Here is an 18,980-nt window from a genome sequence, read left to right on the forward strand (position 1 = left end):
CAAGGGCCTACGCCACGGTGACGACGGTCTTGCCGCGCGCGTGGCCCTCCTCGACGTGCCGCAGCGCCCGTGCGGTGTCGGCCAGGGCGAAGGTCCGGCCGACCACGGGCGTGACCTGCCCGGCGTCGACGAGCGCGGTGACGGCCGACAGATCCTCGTGGACCGGCCCGTCCGGGGTCGCCGGCAGGATCGGACGCAGCCTCTGCCGTGCGACGGCGTTGGCCGCCGCCAGTCTCAGCATGGCGCCGACGGCCCCGAACACCCGGCCGGGGGAGCCGCCGCCGTTGGCCACCAGGACGCCCGCCGGGGTGAGCGCCCGGCGCAGCCGGCCCAGCGGGTGGTTGCCCACGTTGTCCAGTACGACGTCGTAGCGCCCGCGTCCGTCGGTGAAGTCCTCCCGGGCGTAGTCCAGGACATGGGCGGCGCCCAGGGAACGCACCAGGTCGGTGTTGGCGGCGCTGCACACCCCGGTGACCTCCGCGTCCAGGACCGCCGCGATCTGGACCGCGAAGGTGCCCACCCCGCCGCCCGCCCCGTTGACCAGGACCCGCTGCCCGGACCGCACGCGACCGACGGTCCGGATGCCGCGCAGGGCGGTCACCGCCGCCATCGGCAGTGCCGCGGCCTGCTCGAAGGTCAGCCCCTCGGGCACGGGCACCAGCATCGGTGCGGTGGTGCACGCGTACTCGGCGAAGGCTCCCGGGCAGAACCCCAGGACCCGGTCGCCGGGACCGAACCCCCGCACGTCCGCGCCGACCCGCTCCACCACCCCCGCCGCGTCGAGGCCGGCCACCGGGCACTTCGGCCGGGTCAGCCCCATGCCGCCCAGCATCCGGGCCACGTACGGGTCTCCGCGCAGCATGTGCCAGTCGTAGGGGTTCACGGCGGCGGCGTGCACGCGCACCAGCACCTGGCCGGCACCGGCGTGAGGCCGGTCCACGTCCCGCAGCCGCAGGCTGTCCGGGGGACCGAACCGCTCCTGGACCACTGCCTTCATCGCCCTGCCACCATCCCCTCGGGGACCCCCGGCACCGATCGCGGGTCGCGCGGTGAGGGCACCGTAGGGGCAGGGTCCGCCCCCGTCAACAGGCCGCCCGGCTCCGGGTCGCGCGTTCGTGGCGGCGCATGTCAGAGGAGTTCGTAGAGCAGGTGCGTGGCGTTCGGTGTGGCGTTCGCGCTCCGCCGGACGAGCGTGTGCGGTGTTCCCCCGGTGAACAGCGGCGTTCCAAAGCCCAGCACGACGGGGGCCAGGTGCAGGGACAGCACCTCGACCAGCCCGGCGTCGAGCGCGGAGCCGATCAGGGCCCCGCCGCCCATCAGGACGACGTCGAGGTCCCGGCCGAGGTCCGCCGAAGCCGCCTCGGCACGCTCGCGGGCCGCGGCGACGGCGTCGGGCAGACCGGTCGTGACGAACGTCCAGTCGAGGCCGGTGAGCCGGACCGACTCCGGTGGCGAGGCCGTCACGACGACGAACGGCGGTCTGCCGACCTCCGCGGCGCCGTAGCCGACGGTGTCGTCCCAGCCGCCCGGTCCGTCCACCAGGTCGAAGAGCCGGCGGCCGAGGACGACGGCGCCCGACCGGGCGGTCGTCTCGCGCACGATCCGGCGCTCCTCGGGATCGTCGGAGAACGCCCAGGTGTGCAGGGCCTCGCCGCCGGTGCCCAGACCGTTGCCCGGGCCGGGATCGGGCCCGGTGACGCAGCCGTCGAGGGAGATCGAGATGTCCGCGATGATGCGAGTCATACAGGGGAGACCCGGTCCGCCGCCCGGATTCATCGGGCGGGTCGCCCCGATTCCCGGCCGGCGGGCGCGGCGGTCGCGCAGAGTACGTCCCATGACGACACCCGCGCAGTCGCTCCGCTCCCTCGCCCGCACCCGGGCCTCCCTCGACGGCGAGGAGGTCACGTACTGGTGGTCCGGAAGTGTGTTCGCATGGGCGCCCGACGAGCCCTACGAGCGTCTCTTCGGCTTCGAAGGCGTCAACGTCGCCCGCCTCGTCCACGACGCCGAGGACGGCCCGGACTCCTACCGGCTGCTCACCCGTGAGGCCGCGTTCTACCTGGACCCCGTCACCGGCGACATCCTGGAGACCTGGCGGGACCAGCCGGTGGTGCACGTCTGGAACGACCCGGCGAACCAGAAGTGGCGCCCCTTCCCGGTCCCGACGACCGACCTGGGCGACCAGGTCTGCTTCAGCCTGGAGATCCCGCTCGCCTACCCCTCGCCCCTGCCGACGGCCCAGTACCCCCGCCACTCGGCCGGTGACACGTACCGGGCCCTGGAACTCTTCCAGTTCTTCGCCCGCCGCGAGGACCTGGCCGGACCGGACCCCAGTGTCCCGGCGACCATGTCGTGGACCCGGATGTCCCCGTGGGTCCCGTGGATGGCCCGCGGCGGGCGGCCCGGCGGCCTCACCTACCATTGCCGCGGCCGCAAGCTCGGCTCGTACACGGAGGTGCCCGAGCGCACCCGTGCCCACATCGCCGGCCACCACCCGCGGTTCGCCCGGGCCCCGGAGAGGTGGAGCGAGCCGAACGAGACCAGCTGGACGTACTTCCGCGCGCTCAACCCGCCCGTGTGAGGTCCAGGAGCACGGCGGTGCGTGCGGTGCGTGCCATGGCCGCCCGCTTTATGGTTGCCCGATGCGATTTGTTCCCAGATGGGTCCTGCTCTCGTCGGGATGCGCACCCGTACTGCTGATCGCAGGCTGGACCGGCGCCGCGTACGCCGAAGGAGCTTCCTACGATCCCGTCACCCAGACCATCAGCGTTCTGGGGGCCTACGGAGCCGCCGGATTCTGGGTGATGACGGCGGCGTTCCTGGCCCTGGGCGTCTGCCACCTGCTGACCGCCTGGGGGCTGCGGCCCGCCGCCACCGCCGGACGCGTGGCGCTGGGCGGCGGCGGACTCGCCGCGCTGGTCCTGGTGGCGCTCCCCGCGCCCAGCAGCGGAGGCTCCCTGCGGCACGGCGCGGTGGTGGTGGTCGGGTTCACGCTCCTGGCGGTCTGGCCGGTGCTGGCCGTCAACGGAGGTCCGGCCGGTCCCTGGGCGCTGCGTCTCGCGCCCTCGATCGCCGTGACGACCCTGATGGCCGCCGGTGGAGTGTGGTTCCTGATCGAGATGCGGCAGCACGGCGACGCCGGCGTCGCCGAACGCGTCGTGACCTCCCTCCAGTCGCTGTGGCCCTTCGTGGTGGCCGCCTCCTGCCTCCGCCACGCCCGGCGACCGGGGACGGCCCCGGAGGGGTGAGGGCGCTCAACGCCGCGCCAGCGCCAGCACGCTCAGGCCGAACATCAGGACCCCCAGGGGCAGATGGACCGACGGAACATGTGCGATGCCGAGCACGACCTGGACCGAGGCGAGGACGAGGAAGCCGCAGGCGTGCCGGACGGGCCGCAGCGGGCCGCCGCCCGGCTTCCACGCCAGCACCGCCGCGAGCACGTACAGCATCGACGCCCCGTACATCACCCGGGCACCGACGCTGTGCAGTGTTTCCCCGTAGGACGCGGTCAGCAGCAGTCCGGCGGAGACCGCCTGGAGGAAGATGGTCAGTGTCTGCAGGGCGATCGCGATCCGCAGTAAGGAGAGTCGGTGCTGCGCCGTCGCCTGGGTTGCCATGCCGCGGTCCCCATTTCCGCCCCGGAGGGCAGTGGATCGGTAAGGTCTCACCAGCCCGACGACGCGGGCCGGTGAAAGGTAAGGCGAGGGGGCGGTCGGGGATGGGGACGGCTGGGACGAGTACCGACGCGACGGTCGGCGAGCGTCGTCAACTGATCAATGTCGCCTACCGGTTGCTCGGTTCGCTGGCCGAGGCCGAGGACGCCGTGCAGGAGGCCTACGCACGCTGGTACGCGCTGCCCCGGAGCCGGCAGGAGGAGATCGTGTCCCCGGGGGCCTGGCTGACGACCGTGACCGGCCGGGTCTGCCTGGACGCGCTCGGCTCGGCGCGGGCCCGGCGTGAACGCTACGTCGGCGCGTGGCTGCCGGATCCCCTCCCCGCCCACGCCGAGCGGGGCCCCGGCCACGGCGCCGATCCTGCCGACCAGATGGTCCTGGACGAGTCGGTGACCATGGCCTTCCTCGTCGTCCTGGAGTCGATGACGCCGGCCGAGCGGGTCGCTTTCGTCCTCCACGACGTCTTCCGCTACCCCTTCGCCGACATCGCGGGCATCCTCCGCCGGACCCCCGCGGCCTGCAAGCAGCTCGCGGCCTCGGCCCGGCGCCGGGTGCGCGGCGCGCGGGCTCCGCAGACGCCGGCCGCGGTGCGGGCCGACGTGGTGCGGCAGGTCAAGGAGGCGTGGCAGACCAAGGACATCGCCGCTCTCGTCGACCTCCTCGACCCGGCCGCGGTCATGACCGCCGACGGCGGCGGCATGGTCGGCACCGCCCTGCGCCCGATCGAGGGCGGTGCCCGCATCGCCCAGTACATGGCCGCCGTCGCCGACAAGGCCCCGGGACTCGAACTCCTGGAGCGCTCGGTCAACGGGGTGCCGGGCCTGGTGGCCCGGCGCGACGGCGCCGTCATGACCGTCGCGGCCTTCGACGTCGCCGACGGCCGCGTCACCCGCATCTGGGTGGTCCGCAACCCCGAGAAGCTGGGGCCGTGGGTAGGCTGAACGGGATCGCGACCGGTGTGTCGCAGCAGATCTGACAGATGTGGAGATCCGCATGACCACGGCGCACGACCTGACGATCGTCTCTCTCGAGGTCCCCTCCGACTATCCGGTCGAGCGCGGCGACCTGTCACTGGCCCTGGCCGGAGCGGAACTGATCGACCTGATGGAGGCGGGGACGGTCGAGCTGGACGGCGACCTGCTGCGGCCGGTGTCGCGGGCCGCGTCCGGTGACCGGCTCCTCGACGAGGCGGCGTCGCTGCTCGGCGGGGACCCGGCCGAGTCCGTGACGGACTGGCTGTGGCGCCGGGGCGACGGCCTGGCGGCGCGGTACCTCGCGGCCGCGGGAGCGGACGAGGGCGGCCGACGGCGCCCGCGGCGGAACGCACGCGGCGGCACCGGCCGTCCGGCCCCGGCCGATCCGGCGGCCCACCGGCGCGCCACCGACCGCTGGTCCGGTGCGGACCCCGTGCTGGCGGGTCTCGCGGCCGCGGTGGGCGTCCGGCACGAGTCGGCCGACCAGGTGGCGGATCCCGAGGACGACGGGGTCGCGACGGTGCTCGCCGCGGTGAACGACGCCGTGGTGGAACTGGCCGCGATCCGCCAGCGCCGCAGCATCGAGGAAGCGGCGTTCGACAACATCTGGCGCGGGATGTGACGACTCCGGCGGCTGGAGATCCGGAGGTCAAATGCGCCAGGAACGGAGCACGTCGGCGATGTCGTAGATGCTCAGCCGGGTCTCGCGGACCTTTCTGATCAGGTCGGACAGCGCCCCGTAGGGCGGGTCGATTCCCTCCCCGGACTGGTCCATGTACTGACCGGTGACGAAGGCCGCGAAGAGGCTGTTGCGGTGGGGGAGCGGTTCGAGCCGCACCACCGTGTGCAGGAGCGCGGCCGCGCGCCAGGCGCTGTCGGGGTTGGACGCGGCCAGGGTGGGCATCCGGGTCTTGTGGCGGGCCACCGCCGCGACCAGGGCGGAGTAGTCCGTGACCGACACGTCCTCGTTGTCCAGAGCGGCGTCCTGGACGTCCAGGAGCCAGGGGACATCGATGTACAGGGGCTCGCTCATCAGGCGGCGGTGACTCCCTCGCCGCGCTGGGACGGGGGGATCTCGTCCGGGAAGGCCTCGTCGAACTCGGCGCGCAGCCGGTCCGCCCACGAGACGGCCCCGGCGACGAACCGCTTGCGCTGCATCTCGCGGACGCCGAGGTCGTGCATGTACTGCTTCAGGCTCTTGCCCTCGGCTGCGGCGGCAGCGCGGACGCCTTCCATCTCTTCCTCGGTGAAGGTCACGTTCAGTGATGGCATACCGGCATGGTACCTACTCGGTACCTGACGCGCGACTCGCCGGACGGAAGAGGGAGGCCCGGCATGTCGCGGCCCGCCCCGCCGCGGGGGTCGGCGAGGATTCCGTCGATCGCGGTTGCGGGAGCACGGCCCGGCGGCAGGAGGCAGTGGTGACGATCGAGCGGGTCGGACTCGTGGTCCACGGCGGTCGCGAGGGCGCCGCCGAAGCGGCACGGGAAGTCCGGGAGTGGTGCGACGAGAACGCCGTCGCCTGCACGGACATCGACGTGTGGAGCGATACCGGGCGGCACAGCGCCCGGGAGGAGGTGGACGCGGCCGGCGACCCGGACCTCGTCGTGACCCTGGGCGGTGACGGCACCTTCCTGCGCGGCGCACGGCTGGCGGCGGAGAACGACGCCCTCATCCTGGGCGTGGACCTGGGACGAGTGGGGTTCCTGACCGAGGTGCCCGCCCCGGCGGTGCGCTCCGCCCTCGACGCCGTCCGGGACGGCGGGCTGGAGCCGGAGAGCCGCATGCTGCTCACTCTGCGTGCCTCCCGGCTCCTGGAGATCCCCGCGGAGATGGAAGCGCTCCTGCGGTACGGGCGCGGACCGCTGCTGCCGCCCCCGCGGGTGCGGACCGACTGCGAGAGCGGCGACGAGTGGGGCATCGCCCTGAACGTCACGGCCCTCAACGACGTCGTGCTCGAGAAGCTGTCGAGGGACCGGCAGATCTCCGTCGGGGTCTACATCGCGGGCCGGCTGCTCGCCTCGTACTCCGCCGACGCGCTGCTCGTCGCGACCCCGACGGGATCCACCGCCTACAGTTTCGCCGCGGGCGGCCCGGTCGTGTCGCCCCGCGCCGAAGCCCTCGTCTTCACCGCGGTGGCCCCGCACATGACGTTCGACCGCTCCGTGGTCACCGCACCGGACGAGCCCGTCGGGCTGCGGATCCTCGAACGGTCGGGCCGGGCCGCCGTGAGCATCGACGGACAGCTGCGGGGCGTGCTCGATCCCGGTGACTGGCTCGGCGTCTACGCCGCCCCGCGCCGGCTGCGGGCGGTGCGGCTGGGGCCCATGGACTTCTACGGCCGCCTGCGCGAGCGCATGCGGCTCACCGACGCCCCGGCCGCGGTCGCCGACGGTACGCCCGCCCCGCTGTGGCCGGTGAGCACGCCACCACCGGGAGACCTCGCCCATCTGGCGCTGCCGGTGCCGGGCGCCGAAGGGGCCTCCGGTGATCTTCTCCGCGAACAGTCGTAAACATCTGCCAACGACGTACAACCCCCGAAGGGGTGCAAAGGTCTCAACTGGTGGCTTCAGCAACACCAAGGGGAGGCCAGTCGATTCACGGATCGAGGTGCCATGAAGCGTTCCATGCAAGCCGTAGGGGCGACGCTGACCGCCGTCGGGGCCATCGGGGCGGGGCTGTTGGTGACCGCCCCCGCCGCCGGCGCGGCGACCGCGGGCGCGACCGCGTCGTACAACGGGGTCTGCGGCTCCGGCTACAAGGTGGTGAACTCCATGCCGATCGGTTCCACCGGCACGGTGTACCTCACCTACAACTCGGCCACGGGCAAGAACTGCACCGTGACCATCCGCAACACGACGGGCACACCGACGTACATGGTGGCCTACGTGCGCAACATCGAAAGCGGCGCGGACCAGTACGACGAGGGCGACTACCGGTCGTACGCCGGGCCGGTCTACGTGTCCGCGCGCGGCGCCTGCGTCGAGTGGGGCGGCGTCATCGGCAATCTGCAGGCCTGGAACTACGGCTCCAACTGCGGCGCGCTGGCCGCCAAGGCCCCGCAGAAGGACTGGTTCGCCGGCCAACGCTGACGCGGCGCCGGACCGGCCGGGGGCTCCACCGTACGGCGGAGCCCCCGTTTGCATTTCTCCGCACCCACAGGAGCACGTCGTGAGCGACTCAGGCGGGCTTGCGCCACACGGAGATGTGCTTCGCCGAGTCCGCGGTGAACGGAGCCCCGTCCCAGTCCGCGACGCGTCGCTCCAGCTCGAGTCCGGCGATCCGGGCCATCAGGTCGAGCTCCGCCGGCCAGGCGTACCGGTGCCGGGAGTTGTCCCGGCGGTAGGAGCCGTCGCCGGGGTCGCGCGTGAAGTGGTTGGAGACGAGGATCTGCTCGACCAGGTCGAAGGTGTCGAAGCCGAGGTGCCGCTCGGAGACGTCGAACGGCACCGCGACCTGCCCGGGCGGCAGGAACCGCAGCGGTGGCACACCCAGCTCGATGACGAATCGGCCGCCGGGGCCCAGATGGCGGGCCGCGTTGCGGAAACACTCGACCTGCTCGTCCTGCGTGAGCAGGTTGGTGATGGTGTTGTACACGAGATAGACCAGGGTGAACTCGCCGGGCACCACGGTCGTGGCCATGTCCCCGAGGGTCACCGGCAGCGTCTCCTCGGCGGCCTTGCGCCGCAGGACCGCCGCCATGTGCTCGGAAAGCTCGATGCCCGCCACCGGCACGCCGCGTTCCCGCAGCGGGACGCCCACGCGCCCGGTCCCGATGGCGAACTCCAGTGCCCGGCCCTCCCCGGCGAGCTCGGCGAGGAAGTCGACGGTCGGTCCCAGAACGGCGGCGGAGCCCATCCCGCTCTCCGCCTCCTCGGCGTCGTAGCGGTCGGCGGTCTCACGGGTCCACAGCTGGCTGCTCGTCACGGGCGGCCATGTTGCCCGGCGGGAGGCGAACTGTCGAAGCATTTACGGCTCCTCGCGCAGCCGCAGCAGATACGTCGCGGTGAGCGCGACGGCGCGCTCCTCGTCCCGGGACAGTTCCGCCAGGGCACTGGACGCCCGCGTGCCCGGGATGCCCGCAAGCGCCTGCGTCAGCCGGCCGCGCGCGGCCGCGTCGGTGGTGCCGTCGCAGAGACGGCCGACGAGCCCGGCGGCGATCCGGTCCGCCGTCGCGGGGTCGCTCGCCAGCACGCTCAGCGCGTCGGCCGCGTCGGTGTCGTTCCGTCCCGCCACGATCATGTCGACGAGCGTCGGCACCGCCTCGCCCGCCCCACGCGACCCGAGCGCCAGTGCCGCGTACCCGCGGACCACGGCGTCGGGTCCGTCGAGGGCGTGCCGCAGCCGCGCGGTGGCCTCCACGCCGGACAGCTCGGCGAGCGCCCGCACGGCACGCGCCCGCACCTCCGCCACCGGTGAGTCCAGCCCCCGGGCCAGCAGTGCCGCGGCGTCGTCGCCCGATCGTGCCAGCGCCCAGCGAAGGGCTCCGGCGACATTGGTGTCCGTCTCGCTCAGCACCGCGTCGACCAGGGCCTCCACCGGCACCGAGGCGTCCTGGACCGAGGAGAGGGCCGCGCGCTGGCGTGCGTCCGCGCTCTTCGAGCCCAGTGCCTGGAGGAGCGCGACGGCCTGGAGGACGTCCTCCCAGCCGGCCGGGCCCGCCGCGTCGATCCGGCGCAGCCGGGTGAGCAACTCCGTCTCCGCCGCGATCCGTTCACGTGTGCGGCGGATGAGGTCGTCCACGAGTGCGGCGGGAGCGAACCCGGGTTCGTCGAGCGCGCGGCCGATCTCGCGCAGCGACAGCCCCAGCGACCGCAGGCTCTCGATGTGGAAGATCCGCCGGATGTCCGCACGGGAGTACTCCCGGTATCCCGAGCCCGTACGTCCCGAGGGCCGCACCAGGCCGAGCGACTCGTAGTGCCTGAGCATGCGGGCACTGACCCCGGACCGTCGCGCCACCTCACCGATCAACACGTTCTATGGTCCCTCGTGACCGGACCCGCCGAGGGCCACGACGCGCTTCGCCTCCTCGATCGCCGCCTCGAACCCGGAGTCCGGGTCGCGCAGCAGCCGCCGCGTGGCCAGGGCGTGCGCACGCACGTGCGGGGCGGGGGCGGTCGTCGCGGCGGCCTCCAGGACCGCCCCGGCCGACTCGCCCAGCGCGACCAGCGCCCGGCTGAGACTCAGCTGCGTCTCCCGGTCGCCGCGCCCCAACTGCGGGGCCAGCGCCCGGGCCAGGGCCTGCTCCTCGCCCTCGGGGACGAGGACGACCGCGGCCCGCCAGGCGCTGCGCGCCACCTCGTCGTCGGCGTCGGACAGCGCCGCCCCGGCGACCGCCGGCCACGCCCGCCGGTCCCCGATCTTGGACAGCGTGTGCAGCGCCTGGCTGCGCGCCTGCGGGAGCTTCGAGCCCACCTCACGGACCAGCGGGGGAAGCGTCGCGGCCACCGGATGACGGGTGAGCGCCCAGGTCAGCATGTCGCGGACGAAGAACTCCGGCTCGACCGCGGACCGTTCGACGAGCCCTTCCACGAAGCGCGGGTGCGGTGCCGTACCGACCGCGAGGGCCGCCCGCAGCCGCACGGACGCACTGGGGTCGGCCAGGCTCTCGAACGCTCGCAGGGCATCCGTGTCCTGTCTCGTCATGGTCATCGGGACCACCTCCTGGGCAGCAAGTGAAGACCTTGTCACGGTGTCAAGGTCAAACAAGTGGTGGTCGGGGTGCCTCCGCGCGGGAGAGGATGGATGCCATGACGGGAGAGAGTTCCTCCATCGACAGCACCAGGCCGACCATCGCCCGGGTCTACGACTACCTGCTCGGCGGCAAGGACAACTACGCGGCGGACCGCGAGATCGGCGACGTGTTCAAACGCGACCTGCCGGGTTCGGTGGCGATCGCCTTCGCCAATCGCGCGGCGCTGACGCGGGCGGTGGGGGAGATCGTGACGAGGACCGGGGTGCGCCAGTTCATCGACCTCGGCAGCGGCCTGCCCACCGTCGACAACGTGCACCAGGTCGCGCAACGGCGGGCGCCCGAGACCCGGGTGGTGTACGTCGACACCGATCCCCAAGTCCTCGTCCACGGGCGGGCGCTGCTGGAGGAGAACGACCGGACCCGGTTCGTGCCCGTCGATGTGCGCGACCCCGAGGGGATCCGCAGCCACCCGGACACCCGGCAGCTGATCGACTTCGACCGTCCCGTCGCCGTCATGTTCAGCGCCATCCTCCACCACGTCAACGACGACGAGGACCCCGCCGCGATCGTCCGCTACTGGCGCGGCCAAGTGCCGTCCGGGAGCCTCTTCTTCGTCAGCCACTTCCGCTCCGGGAACAACCCGGAGACGGTGGAGGCGGAGAAGGTCCTCCAGGAGACGTTCGGCCGCGGCCGGTGGCGGACGGACGCGGAGATCGAGGCCCTGCTGGACGGACTGGAGATCCTGGAGCCGGGGATAGTGCCGGCGTCCCTGTGGCGTCCCGGGGCGACCGCCGGAACGTACGACGACGGCGGTGAACGGGAGTTGACCGTCTGGGAGCGTCTCATCGCCGCCGGGATGGCCCGCAAGCCGTAGAACCGGCCGCCCGGTTCCCACGGCCACGTGCTCAGAGGCGGAGCGCGTCGGCCAGTTCGTCCAGTGCCTCGAAGCGTCCGTCGAAGTCGTCGGAGCCCGTCGGCGGATCTCCGCCGGGGCGGCGCACGTACGCGGTCCGCATGCCGCCCGCCCGGGCGCCGCGGAGGTCCCAGGCGTGGGCGGCCACCATGAGCACGCGGTCCGGCGGGCGCCCCGCGGTGTCGACGGCGAGCCGGTAGACCTCCGGCGCCGGCTTGTAGGCGCGGACGGTCTCGCCCGACAGGGCCCCGTGCCAGCGCAGCCCGGCGTACGCGGCGATCCGCGGCACGGCGGTGTGACTGGCGTTGGAGAGACCCAGCACCACCAGGCGCCGCGTCAGCCGGTCCAGTCCGGCGGCGGAGTCGCTCCAGGGCGGCAGGCGCCGGCCCGCCGCGGCCAGCCGGTCGACGGCCGCCGGATCACCGACGCCCGCACGGTCGGCCACCAGCCGAGCGGCCTCCGCGTCGATGATCCCGCTGTCGGCGTACGCGCGCCGCCCCCGCACGACGCGCCGCTGCTCCCGCTCCACGTGCCCCTGCCACAGGGCGAGCAACTCGTCGACAAACGCGTCGTCGGCCGCGGGTACCGCCTCCCGGATCCCCGCCCGAAGCCCGCGGGGCTCGTCCACCAGTGTGCCGAGGACGTCGAAGACGACGACCTCGATGCCGAGGATCCCACCAGCCATGCCCGCCCTCACCCCTTCTTCCGCGCTCTCGCGCCCGCTCGCCACCACGTCACCACCTCAACTGGTGACGACGGGACCCACCTTGCCGACCCTTGCCGTCACCGGTCAAGATGGTGACGTGGACTTCGCCTTCGTGAGTGGCAGCCCGGCCCTCGATCTGACCGGCACCGTGCTGTCCCGCCGGGACGAGCCGGTCGACCTGCTGGCAGTGCCCGCGGACCTCGAGCGGTGGGTGGCCGCCTGCGAGGGGCTGCCCGACCGCGTCACCGCCACCCCCTCGGCCTTCGACGCGGCACTGAACCTGCGGGAAGCCGTCTACCGTCTCGCGCTCGACCGCGTCCTCGACCGCCGTTTCCACATCCCGAGCCTCGAGGTCGTCAACGCCGCCGCCGCCGGGCCGCTGCCCACCGTCCGGCTCGGCGACGCGGGGGTGCGGATGTCCGGGGACCTGACCGCCGTACTGACCCATGTGGCCAGGAGCGGTATCGCCGTGCTCGCCGACCCCGGCGCCCGCCTCAAGGAGTGCGGCCGCACCGACTGCACCCGCGTCTACCTCGACCGCTCACGCGGCGCCCGGCGCGCCTGGTGCGGGATGGAGGAGTGCGGCAACCGCGTCAAGGCCGCGGCCTACAGAGCCCGCAGACGCACCTCGGCCGCACCGTCCGGGCGGGCGGAACACTGAGGGCGCGCGCATGCGGACCGCGTCCGAACGATTCGCGGCACTCTTTGCGCAATGGCCCGAATCGGCTGTTATCCGGCCCACTGGAGCGACTACGGTGGCCCCGACCGGAGGCTGACCGGCGCGACCGCCGCCGAGCCGGGCGAAGCGGGGGAGTGGACGAGGACGTGGGACAGTACCGCAGGCCGCCCGGGGCGGTGGGCGGGTGACCGGCCGGCCGGGGCCCGCGGTGCTGCCGTCGTGGCTGCGCGTGTGGTTCGTGCTCATGGCCTGCCTCGCCGCGCCGGTGGTCCTCGTCCTCGGGGCCGTGTACGCCGACGAGAGCGAGCCGCGCGAGTGGGACATGCGGATCTTCGCGGCGGTGGACGGGGTGGGGCCGCCGTGGCGGCACGTCGCCGTGGTCACGGACTTCCTGGGGGAGCCCGCGGGGGCGGTGCTGCTGGTCGCGGCCGTCGTGACCGGCTGCCTGCTGCTCCGGCATCCGCGCGCGGCGGTGTTCGTCGTGACCGGCGCAGGCCTGACCGTGGGGACGACGACGCTGCTCAAACCCGTGGTGGGGCGCACCATCCACGGCGACAACCTCTCCTACCCGAGCGGGCACACCGCCTTCCTCACCGCGATCGCCCTCATGGTGTCGCTGCTCGCGGCCGGACGCCTCGGTCTCGGCAGGGCGGCCGGCACGGCCTTCGTGTTCGCGGCGGGGCTGGTGGCCGGCGCGGCCATGGGCTGGGCGCAGGTCGCCCTGGGCTCCCACTACGCGACCGACACGCTCGGCGGCTGGTGCACCGCGCTGGCGGTGCTCCCGGTCACCGCGTGGCTGGTCGACCGGACGGCCGACCGGCTGACCGACCGGTGGGCCGGCCTCCCGGCCCACCCGCCGGACGAGTGGACGGCCGGCCCGCCCTGCGACCGGCGGGCCGAGCGGAGGGCCGACGCCGGTCGGCGGCAGGGCAGCTGACGGCACGTCGGCCCGCGTCGCCCCGCCACGGTTCGCCCCGCCACGGTTCGCCCGGCCTCACACCAAGCGGCGGAACACCGGCTTCACCGGCCGTCCGGCCATCCAGGGCGTGGGATCGGCGGCGTCCAGCGCCTTCCGGTACACCGCACACGCCTCGGCCACCACGTCCACGGTGTGGTCGAGGTCGGCGTCGCCGAGCGCGCTGCTCACCACGAAGGACGGCGCCAGCACCCCGCCCGCCAGGAGTTGGCGCAGGAACAGGGTGCGGTACCGCTGCGACGGCTGCCCGTTCTCGTCGAGGGTGGCGAAGACCAGGTTGCTGGCCCGGCCCCGGACGACGACGTGGTCGCCGACACCCATGCTCGCCGCGGCCTCCCGGACGCCGGCGGCCAGCCGGTCGCCGAGCGCGTGCAGCCGCGCGGTGACGCCCTCCTCGACGTAGGTGCCCTGCACGGCCATCGCGGCCGCCAGCGCGTGCGTCTCCGCCCCGTGGGTGGTGGACAGCAGGAAGACCCGGTCGCCGGAGTGCCGCAGTCCGCCGAGCTCCATCAGCTCCCGGCGCCCGGCCAGCGCGGCGACGGCGAACCCGTTGCCCAGCGCCTTTCCGAACGTGGAGAGGTCGGGGACCACGCCGTACAGGCCCTGAGCGCCAGCCTCCGACCACCGGAACCCGGTGATCATCTCGTCGAAGACCAGGACGCACCCGTGCCGGTCGGCCAGCTCGCGCAGACCGGCGAGGTAGCCGGGCGGCGGCTCGGTGTGGGTGGCGGGCTCCAGGATCAGGCAGGCCACCTCGCCCTCGTGCCGGGCGAGCAGGTCCTCCGTGGCGGCCAGGTCGCCGTAGGGGAACGCCACGGTCAGCTCGTTGGTCGCCGCCGGAATGCCGGCCGACATCGGCGTGGTGCCGATGAACCAGTCGTCGACCGAGAAGAACGGATGGTCGGCGCAGACGGCCACCCGGGGCCGTCCGGTGGCGGCGCGGGCCAGGCGCACCGCCGCCGTGGTGGCGTCGGAGCCGTTCTTCGCGAACTTCACCATCTCCGCCGTGGGCACCGTGGCCAGGAAGCGTTCCGCGGCGTCGACCTCCACGATGGACGGCCGGACGAAGTTGCTGCCCCGGTCGAGCTCCCGTCGTACGGCCTCCGTCACGCGCGGGTGGGCGTGGCCGAGGCTGACCGACCGCAGGCCGGAGCCGTACTCGACGTAGCGGTTGCCGTCGACGTCCCACACGTGGGCACCCCGGCCGTGGCTGATCACCGGGGCCAGGTTCTCCGGGTACTGGTCGTCGCCCTTGGCGTAGGTGTGCGCGCCGCCGGGGACCAGGGCGTGCAGCCGCTCGTTGGCCTGCCGCGACCGGGGCAGACCGAGTTCTTCGGCGTTCACTTCGGGCTCATCCCTCCCTGTGCTTGAGGAAGTCGGCGAGGCTCGGCGCCTCCCGGTCCCGGGGGGACACCGAGGCGACCGGCAGCGGCCAGTCGATGGCGAGGTCCGGGTCGTCGAAGGCGATCGTCACGTCCTCGGCCGGGTCGTGCGCGCGGTCGATCCGGTACGAGACGTCGGAGGTCTCCGTCAGCGACTGGAAGCCGTGCGCACACCCCGCCGGGATGTACAGGGTCGTCTGCGTCTCGCCGGACAGCTCGAAGAACGCCCGGCCCAGATAGGTCGGCGAGTCCGCACGCAGGTCCACGACGGCGTCGAAGATCCTCCCGTTGGAGCACCGCACCAGCTTGGCCTCACCGGCGCCGGAGCGCAGGTGCAGGCCGCGCAGCACGCCCCGGACCGAGCGCGACACGCTGTCCTGGACGAAGGCGGCCGGGTCGAGACCCACCGAGCGGACGACATCGGCGTCGAACGTGCGGCAGAAGAATCCGCGTGCGTCCGCGTGCGGCGTGGGCCGGAACAGGTACGCGCCGGAGATCTCCGGCACTTCGGTCGCCTTCATGGTGCCTCCCGCAGGGCGTGGGCGTGGTCGGTCGCCGGGAACAGCGCCGTGGTCAGCGCGGCGAACTGGTCCTCGACGCGCCGGGCGACGACCAGGTTCCGCTCGCAGAGGGTGCGCCGCACCGGGCCCGACCGCCGTTCCAGCTCGCGGAACTGTTCGAGCAGCCGGTCGGCGTCGGCCTCGCGGGCCGGATGGCAGTAGGCCCCCATCCCCATCTCGGCCATCAGGGCGTCGCTCTTGCCCGAGTAGCTGAGAGCCAGGGTCGGTGTGCCGACCTTCAGGGCGCAGACCAGGTTGTGGTACCGGGTCGCCACCACGGTGTCGGCACTGGCCGTCTCCTTCATCAGGTCGGCCAGCGAGGCCGCCTCGGCGACGGTGACCAGCGGCGAGCCCACCGCGTCGACGATCGCGGCGGCCACCGGCCGGTCGAGCTCGTCGCCGGTGAGCAGCCGGACCGGCCTGCCCTCCTCGACCAGCGCACGGACGAACCGAGTCGTCCCGTCGAGGTAGCGCCGGTGGATCTCCTCGGCCACGTCCCGCTCGTCGTTGCTGCCGTGGAAGTCCATCACGCCGACGCAGACCGGGCCCCGCGTCTCCACGGGCTCGCTCGCGGACGGCCCCGGCAGGGCGAAGACCAGGTCCGCGTAGACCTCGTCCCGCGCGGTGTTCACGCCCATCGCCCGCATGGCGTCGCGCGACTGGTCGTCCCGGTACGACCGGTACGCGGCCAGCCGCGTCGACCAGCGCGTCAGTACCCGGGTCGGCCGGACCCCGATCGCACCGGCGCCGACACTGACCAGCGCGACGCGGGTGCCGAACAGCCGGCCCGTCAGGCAGAGCAGGAACAGCGAGTACGGGAAGCCCCAGGGCCTGAGCGGCAGCGTGGTCTCCAGGACTCCCGTGCCCGGCACGATCACCGCGTCGTGCCGGCGCACCCAGGCGGCGGTGCGGAACACGTCGACGAGCTTGCCCAGGGCCTTGGCGGCGATCGCGCTCGCGCGCGAAGCGGTCCGGTACTCCCCGCGGTACCAGTTGAGCCGCGTCGCGGGAACCCCGTACCGGGTCGCGACGGTTTCGGGTCCGCCGCACATCGCGTCCACGACCGCGTCGGGATGTGCGGCCCTCAGGTGGTCGAGCACGGCTTCCAGCGACCCGTCGTTGCCGCTGTTGCCGGCACCGAACAGGCCGAACACGCCAATGCGTAAAGGCTTTTCGCGCATGGAGGTCATGCCTGCCTTCCCTCGCGGCCGGCGACCAGGTCGTCGACGGAGACGGTGAGCCGGTCCGGGTCGACGGGAGCGCGGTCCTCGACCCGCTCGCCGACGCCCGGCCGGACCCGGCTGGTCAGCCACGCCGCCAGATGGCGGTGGCAGGCACGCCGGTCGGCCGAGGACAGCGGCGCCCGCCCGATCGCCGAGGCGAAGCCCCAGACGTACTCGGCGAGCAGCCGGGGCGTCGGGTGCAGCGGGCCCGCCCGGCGCGGGTCCAGGTTGACGCACCGGGAGCGCTTGGAGGGGTTCGCCCGTTCGGCGCGGGTGGGGTGGTCGCGGCGGAAGTACAGCAGCTCCGGCACCTGGTGGAAGGGGCCGTGCAGGGTGATCTCGGCGACGAAGGTGCGGTCCGCGTGGTGGTAGCTGTCGTGCGGCTTGACCCGGCGCAGCATCGCGGACCGCATCACCCCGTAGAAGTCGTCGCCCCCGGGCTCGAAGAGCAGGCTGCGGAAGCGCTCCGGAGCGCGCGGGGAGTCGGTGGCGAGCCCGTACTCGTAGGGGACCTTCACCTTGCCGTCGCCGTCGATGACGGCCTGGCCGGCGTGCGCGAGGACCACCTCCGGCCGCTCGTCCAGCGCCGCCACACAACTGCGCAGCAGGTCCCGGGCGTAGAGGTCGTCGTGCGAGGCCCACTTGAACAGCTCGCCGCGGCACTCGGTGAACACGTAGTTGTGGTTCGGCGCGGCGCCGATGTTGCGGGGCAGCCGGATGTACCGGATGCGCGAGTCCTGCGCGGCGTACCGGCGGCAGATGTCCCGGGTGCCGTCGGTCGACGCGTTGTCGGAGATCACCAGTTCGAAGTCCTCGTAGGTCTGCCCCAGGAGGGCGTCCAGCGACTCGGCCAGATACTCCTCGCCGTTGTAGACGGGAAGGCCGATGCTCAGCCGGGGGTGGGGGGTCATGTGGTCCTCACTTCGGGAATGGAATGGTGGTCGCGCTCGCGCAGGGCGGCCCGCAACTGCAGCCACCACACGACCGAACCGCAGACGGACGCGGCGGCGGCGCCCCAGGCCGAACCGACCGTGCCGCCCGCGACCGCACCGCCGAGCCCGCCCGCGACGTAGCAGGCGGAGGCGAACAACTGGCAGCGCAGACTGCGCCGGGCCGCAGCCAGAGCGCGCAGCCCGGCCGCCGCGCCGGTGCCGAGCCCGGCGCCCGCGACGCTGAGCGTGACCGGCACGATGAGCTCCGAAGCGCCGCTCCAGACGTCGCCGAGGACCAGTTCGCCGAGCCGGTCCGGCACCAGCAGCAGTGCCGCGCCCCACAGCAGCGCGGCGACGGTCTGCCCGGCGCCCAGCAGGAAGCAGAACTTCCCGAGCCGCCGCGGAGCCTGCCTGAGTACCCGCGCCGCCTCCGCCACGGTGACCAGCGACAGCCCCATCAGCACGGCGAGGAACGGGCCGAGCAGCAGTTCGGCGCCCCGGATCACACCCACGGCACCGACCCCGACGATCGCGCCGAGCCCGTACGCCCGTATCTGGCCGGCGCCGCTGACGCCGACGTTCTCGACCAGGTACCGGTAGCCGAGGTCGCGGTGGTCGCGATGCCACTCGCGCGCCCCGGCCGGCCTCGGCCTGATGCCGGACTGGAACCAGCCGTACACCCCGGCCACCGCGGCCGATCCGCCCCAGGCGAGGAGGAAGGCGGGCACGCTGCCCGCGCGGGCCGCCACCACCATGGCCGGGACGAGCGCGACGGCCCACACGACGTCGTTGACGAACGCCTTGCGGCCGACACCCGCGGCGAAGAACGAGTACCGCCAGGCGTCCTGGAGCAGCAGCCCCGGCAGTACGACGCCGAGCGCGGCGAACGCGGCTCCCACCTGGCCGCCGATGGCCAGCCCGGCGACCAGGGACACCGTGCCGATCCCGGCGCCGACCAGCAGCGCGGCGCCCGACGCCCGGGCCACCGCGCCGTGCCAGGACGACTCCGGCACGCCGCTGAAGCGCACCACCAGCGGGTCGGTGGCCAGCCCGCGGGAGACGTTGAGGACCACGCCGTAGGTCACCCAGGCCAGGCTGAACACGCCGAACGCGGTCAGCCCCAGCGAGCGTGCCACGTAGATGCCCACCACGAAGTTGGACAGGCTGGAGGCCGCCTGGTCGGCCAGCCCCCAGGACAGCCTGCCGACGACGCCCCGCCGGGCGGGTTCCGCCGGTGTCGTCGTCTTCTCCCCTTCGACGGTCATC

General features: G+C 73.5%; 23 protein-coding genes. 9 read left to right on the plus strand and 14 right to left on the minus strand.

What is annotated here, in order from left to right:
- Window positions 1-7: 7 nt before the first annotated feature.
- Window positions 8-997 carry an NAD(P)-dependent alcohol dehydrogenase gene (locus tag R2E43_RS37035; RefSeq protein ID WP_332057022.1) on the minus strand — a complete coding sequence of 330 codons (990 nt, stop codon included), beginning with the start codon at window positions 995-997 and terminating at the stop codon, window positions 8-10.
- Between the two features lie 131 nt (window positions 998-1,128).
- Window positions 1,129-1,743: a dihydrofolate reductase family protein gene (locus R2E43_RS37040; protein ID WP_332057023.1), complete on the minus strand. Its 615-nt coding sequence runs from the start codon at window positions 1,741-1,743 to the stop codon at window positions 1,129-1,131.
- Window positions 1,744-1,834: 91 nt separating this feature from the next.
- Between R2E43_RS37040 and R2E43_RS37045 the strand changes: the two genes are divergently transcribed.
- Window positions 1,835-2,581 carry a DUF1838 domain-containing protein gene (locus tag R2E43_RS37045; protein WP_136208032.1) on the plus strand — a complete coding sequence of 249 codons (747 nt, stop codon included), beginning with the start codon at window positions 1,835-1,837 and terminating at the stop codon, window positions 2,579-2,581.
- A 61-nt stretch (window positions 2,582-2,642) separates the two neighbouring features.
- Window positions 2,643-3,248 (plus strand): DUF998 domain-containing protein, encoded by a 606-nt coding sequence (locus R2E43_RS37050; protein WP_003978449.1) that lies wholly within the window; start codon window positions 2,643-2,645, stop codon window positions 3,246-3,248.
- A 6-nt stretch (window positions 3,249-3,254) separates the two neighbouring features.
- Here the strand turns inward: R2E43_RS37050 and R2E43_RS37055 are convergent, their stop codons facing one another.
- Window positions 3,255-3,617, minus strand: coding sequence for a hypothetical protein (locus R2E43_RS37055; protein WP_332057024.1), 363 nt, complete (start codon window positions 3,615-3,617; stop codon window positions 3,255-3,257).
- Between the two features lie 101 nt (window positions 3,618-3,718).
- On the opposite strand from R2E43_RS37055, the gene sigJ reads away from it, so the two are divergent.
- Window positions 3,719-4,615, plus strand: coding sequence for an RNA polymerase sigma factor SigJ (gene sigJ, locus R2E43_RS37060; protein ID WP_003978451.1), 897 nt, complete (start codon window positions 3,719-3,721; stop codon window positions 4,613-4,615).
- Between the two features lie 52 nt (window positions 4,616-4,667).
- The gene (locus tag R2E43_RS37065; protein ID WP_003978452.1) at window positions 4,668-5,270 is read left to right on the plus strand and encodes a GPP34 family phosphoprotein; all 603 of its coding nucleotides are present in this window, start codon (window positions 4,668-4,670) and stop codon (window positions 5,268-5,270) included.
- A gap of 27 nt (window positions 5,271-5,297) precedes the next feature.
- Here R2E43_RS37065 and R2E43_RS37070 read toward each other — a convergent pair whose 3' ends face one another.
- Window positions 5,298-5,681, minus strand: a complete 384-nt coding sequence (locus tag R2E43_RS37070; RefSeq protein WP_003978453.1) for a hypothetical protein — start codon at window positions 5,679-5,681, stop codon at window positions 5,298-5,300.
- Window positions 5,681-5,920, minus strand: coding sequence for a hypothetical protein (locus tag R2E43_RS37075; RefSeq protein WP_003978454.1), 240 nt, complete (start codon window positions 5,918-5,920; stop codon window positions 5,681-5,683). Before R2E43_RS37075 ends, R2E43_RS37070 begins: the two co-directional genes overlap by 1 nt.
- Before the next feature lie 149 nt (window positions 5,921-6,069).
- On the opposite strand from R2E43_RS37075, the gene R2E43_RS37080 reads away from it, so the two are divergent.
- Window positions 6,070-7,161 (plus strand): NAD(+)/NADH kinase, encoded by a 1,092-nt coding sequence (locus R2E43_RS37080; protein ID WP_037667537.1) that lies wholly within the window; start codon window positions 6,070-6,072, stop codon window positions 7,159-7,161.
- Between the two features lie 114 nt (window positions 7,162-7,275).
- The gene (locus R2E43_RS37085; RefSeq protein WP_003978456.1) at window positions 7,276-7,740 is read left to right on the plus strand and encodes a spore-associated protein A; all 465 of its coding nucleotides are present in this window, start codon (window positions 7,276-7,278) and stop codon (window positions 7,738-7,740) included.
- A gap of 88 nt (window positions 7,741-7,828) precedes the next feature.
- Here R2E43_RS37085 and R2E43_RS37090 read toward each other — a convergent pair whose 3' ends face one another.
- From R2E43_RS37090 to R2E43_RS37100, 3 genes are read right to left on the minus strand one after another with little or no spacing between them, the layout of a single operon-like run.
- On the minus strand, window positions 7,829-8,575 hold the full coding sequence (locus R2E43_RS37090) for a class I SAM-dependent DNA methyltransferase (protein ID WP_037666971.1): 747 nt from the start codon (window positions 8,573-8,575) through the stop codon (window positions 7,829-7,831).
- Between the two features lie 42 nt (window positions 8,576-8,617).
- Entirely contained in the window at window positions 8,618-9,622 is a 1,005-nt protein-coding gene (locus R2E43_RS37095) for a MerR family transcriptional regulator (RefSeq protein WP_011027092.1), read from the minus strand.
- A 3-nt stretch (window positions 9,623-9,625) separates the two neighbouring features.
- Window positions 9,626-10,300, minus strand: coding sequence for a HEAT repeat domain-containing protein (locus R2E43_RS37100; protein WP_016325108.1), 675 nt, complete (start codon window positions 10,298-10,300; stop codon window positions 9,626-9,628).
- Window positions 10,301-10,398: 98 nt separating this feature from the next.
- Between R2E43_RS37100 and R2E43_RS37105 the strand changes: the two genes are divergently transcribed.
- On the plus strand, window positions 10,399-11,217 hold the full coding sequence (locus R2E43_RS37105; protein ID WP_189284170.1) for an SAM-dependent methyltransferase: 819 nt from the start codon (window positions 10,399-10,401) through the stop codon (window positions 11,215-11,217).
- Between the two features lie 31 nt (window positions 11,218-11,248).
- Here the strand turns inward: R2E43_RS37105 and R2E43_RS37110 are convergent, their stop codons facing one another.
- Window positions 11,249-11,941, minus strand: a complete 693-nt coding sequence (locus tag R2E43_RS37110) for a haloacid dehalogenase type II (RefSeq protein ID WP_189284171.1) — start codon at window positions 11,939-11,941, stop codon at window positions 11,249-11,251.
- 118 nt (window positions 11,942-12,059) lie between these two features.
- Between R2E43_RS37110 and R2E43_RS37115 the strand changes: the two genes are divergently transcribed.
- Together R2E43_RS37115 and R2E43_RS37120 are read left to right on the plus strand one after the other, a co-directional pair.
- Window positions 12,060-12,623: a CGNR zinc finger domain-containing protein gene (locus R2E43_RS37115; RefSeq protein WP_189284213.1), complete on the plus strand. Its 564-nt coding sequence runs from the start codon at window positions 12,060-12,062 to the stop codon at window positions 12,621-12,623.
- A 202-nt stretch (window positions 12,624-12,825) separates the two neighbouring features.
- On the plus strand, window positions 12,826-13,578 hold the full coding sequence (locus R2E43_RS37120) for a phosphatase PAP2 family protein (protein WP_189284172.1): 753 nt from the start codon (window positions 12,826-12,828) through the stop codon (window positions 13,576-13,578).
- Window positions 13,579-13,635: 57 nt separating this feature from the next.
- On the opposite strand, the gene R2E43_RS37125 is transcribed toward R2E43_RS37120, so the two are convergent.
- From R2E43_RS37125 to R2E43_RS37145, 5 genes are read right to left on the minus strand one after another with little or no spacing between them, the layout of a single operon-like run.
- Window positions 13,636-14,961, minus strand: coding sequence for a glutamate-1-semialdehyde 2,1-aminomutase (locus R2E43_RS37125; protein WP_011027086.1), 1,326 nt, complete (start codon window positions 14,959-14,961; stop codon window positions 13,636-13,638).
- A gap of 7 nt (window positions 14,962-14,968) precedes the next feature.
- Window positions 14,969-15,520, minus strand: a complete 552-nt coding sequence (locus R2E43_RS37130; protein WP_011027085.1) for a dTDP-4-dehydrorhamnose 3,5-epimerase family protein — start codon at window positions 15,518-15,520, stop codon at window positions 14,969-14,971.
- On the minus strand, window positions 15,517-16,749 hold the full coding sequence (locus R2E43_RS37135; protein ID WP_030862504.1) for a polysaccharide pyruvyl transferase family protein: 1,233 nt from the start codon (window positions 16,747-16,749) through the stop codon (window positions 15,517-15,519). The genes R2E43_RS37130 and R2E43_RS37135 overlap by 4 nt, the downstream gene beginning before the upstream one ends.
- Complete coding sequence (locus R2E43_RS37140) at window positions 16,746-17,693, minus strand: glycosyltransferase family 2 protein (protein ID WP_136208027.1); 948 nt, start codon at window positions 17,691-17,693, stop codon at window positions 16,746-16,748. The genes R2E43_RS37135 and R2E43_RS37140 overlap by 4 nt, the downstream gene beginning before the upstream one ends.
- Window positions 17,690-18,979, minus strand: coding sequence for an MATE family efflux transporter (locus R2E43_RS37145; RefSeq protein WP_136208026.1), 1,290 nt, complete (start codon window positions 18,977-18,979; stop codon window positions 17,690-17,692). The genes R2E43_RS37140 and R2E43_RS37145 overlap by 4 nt, the downstream gene beginning before the upstream one ends.
- Between the last annotated feature and the right edge of the window lies 1 nt (window position 18,980).

It is taken from the genome of Streptomyces violaceoruber (assembly GCF_033406955.1).
Taxonomy (GTDB): domain Bacteria; phylum Actinomycetota; class Actinomycetes; order Streptomycetales; family Streptomycetaceae; genus Streptomyces; species Streptomyces violaceoruber.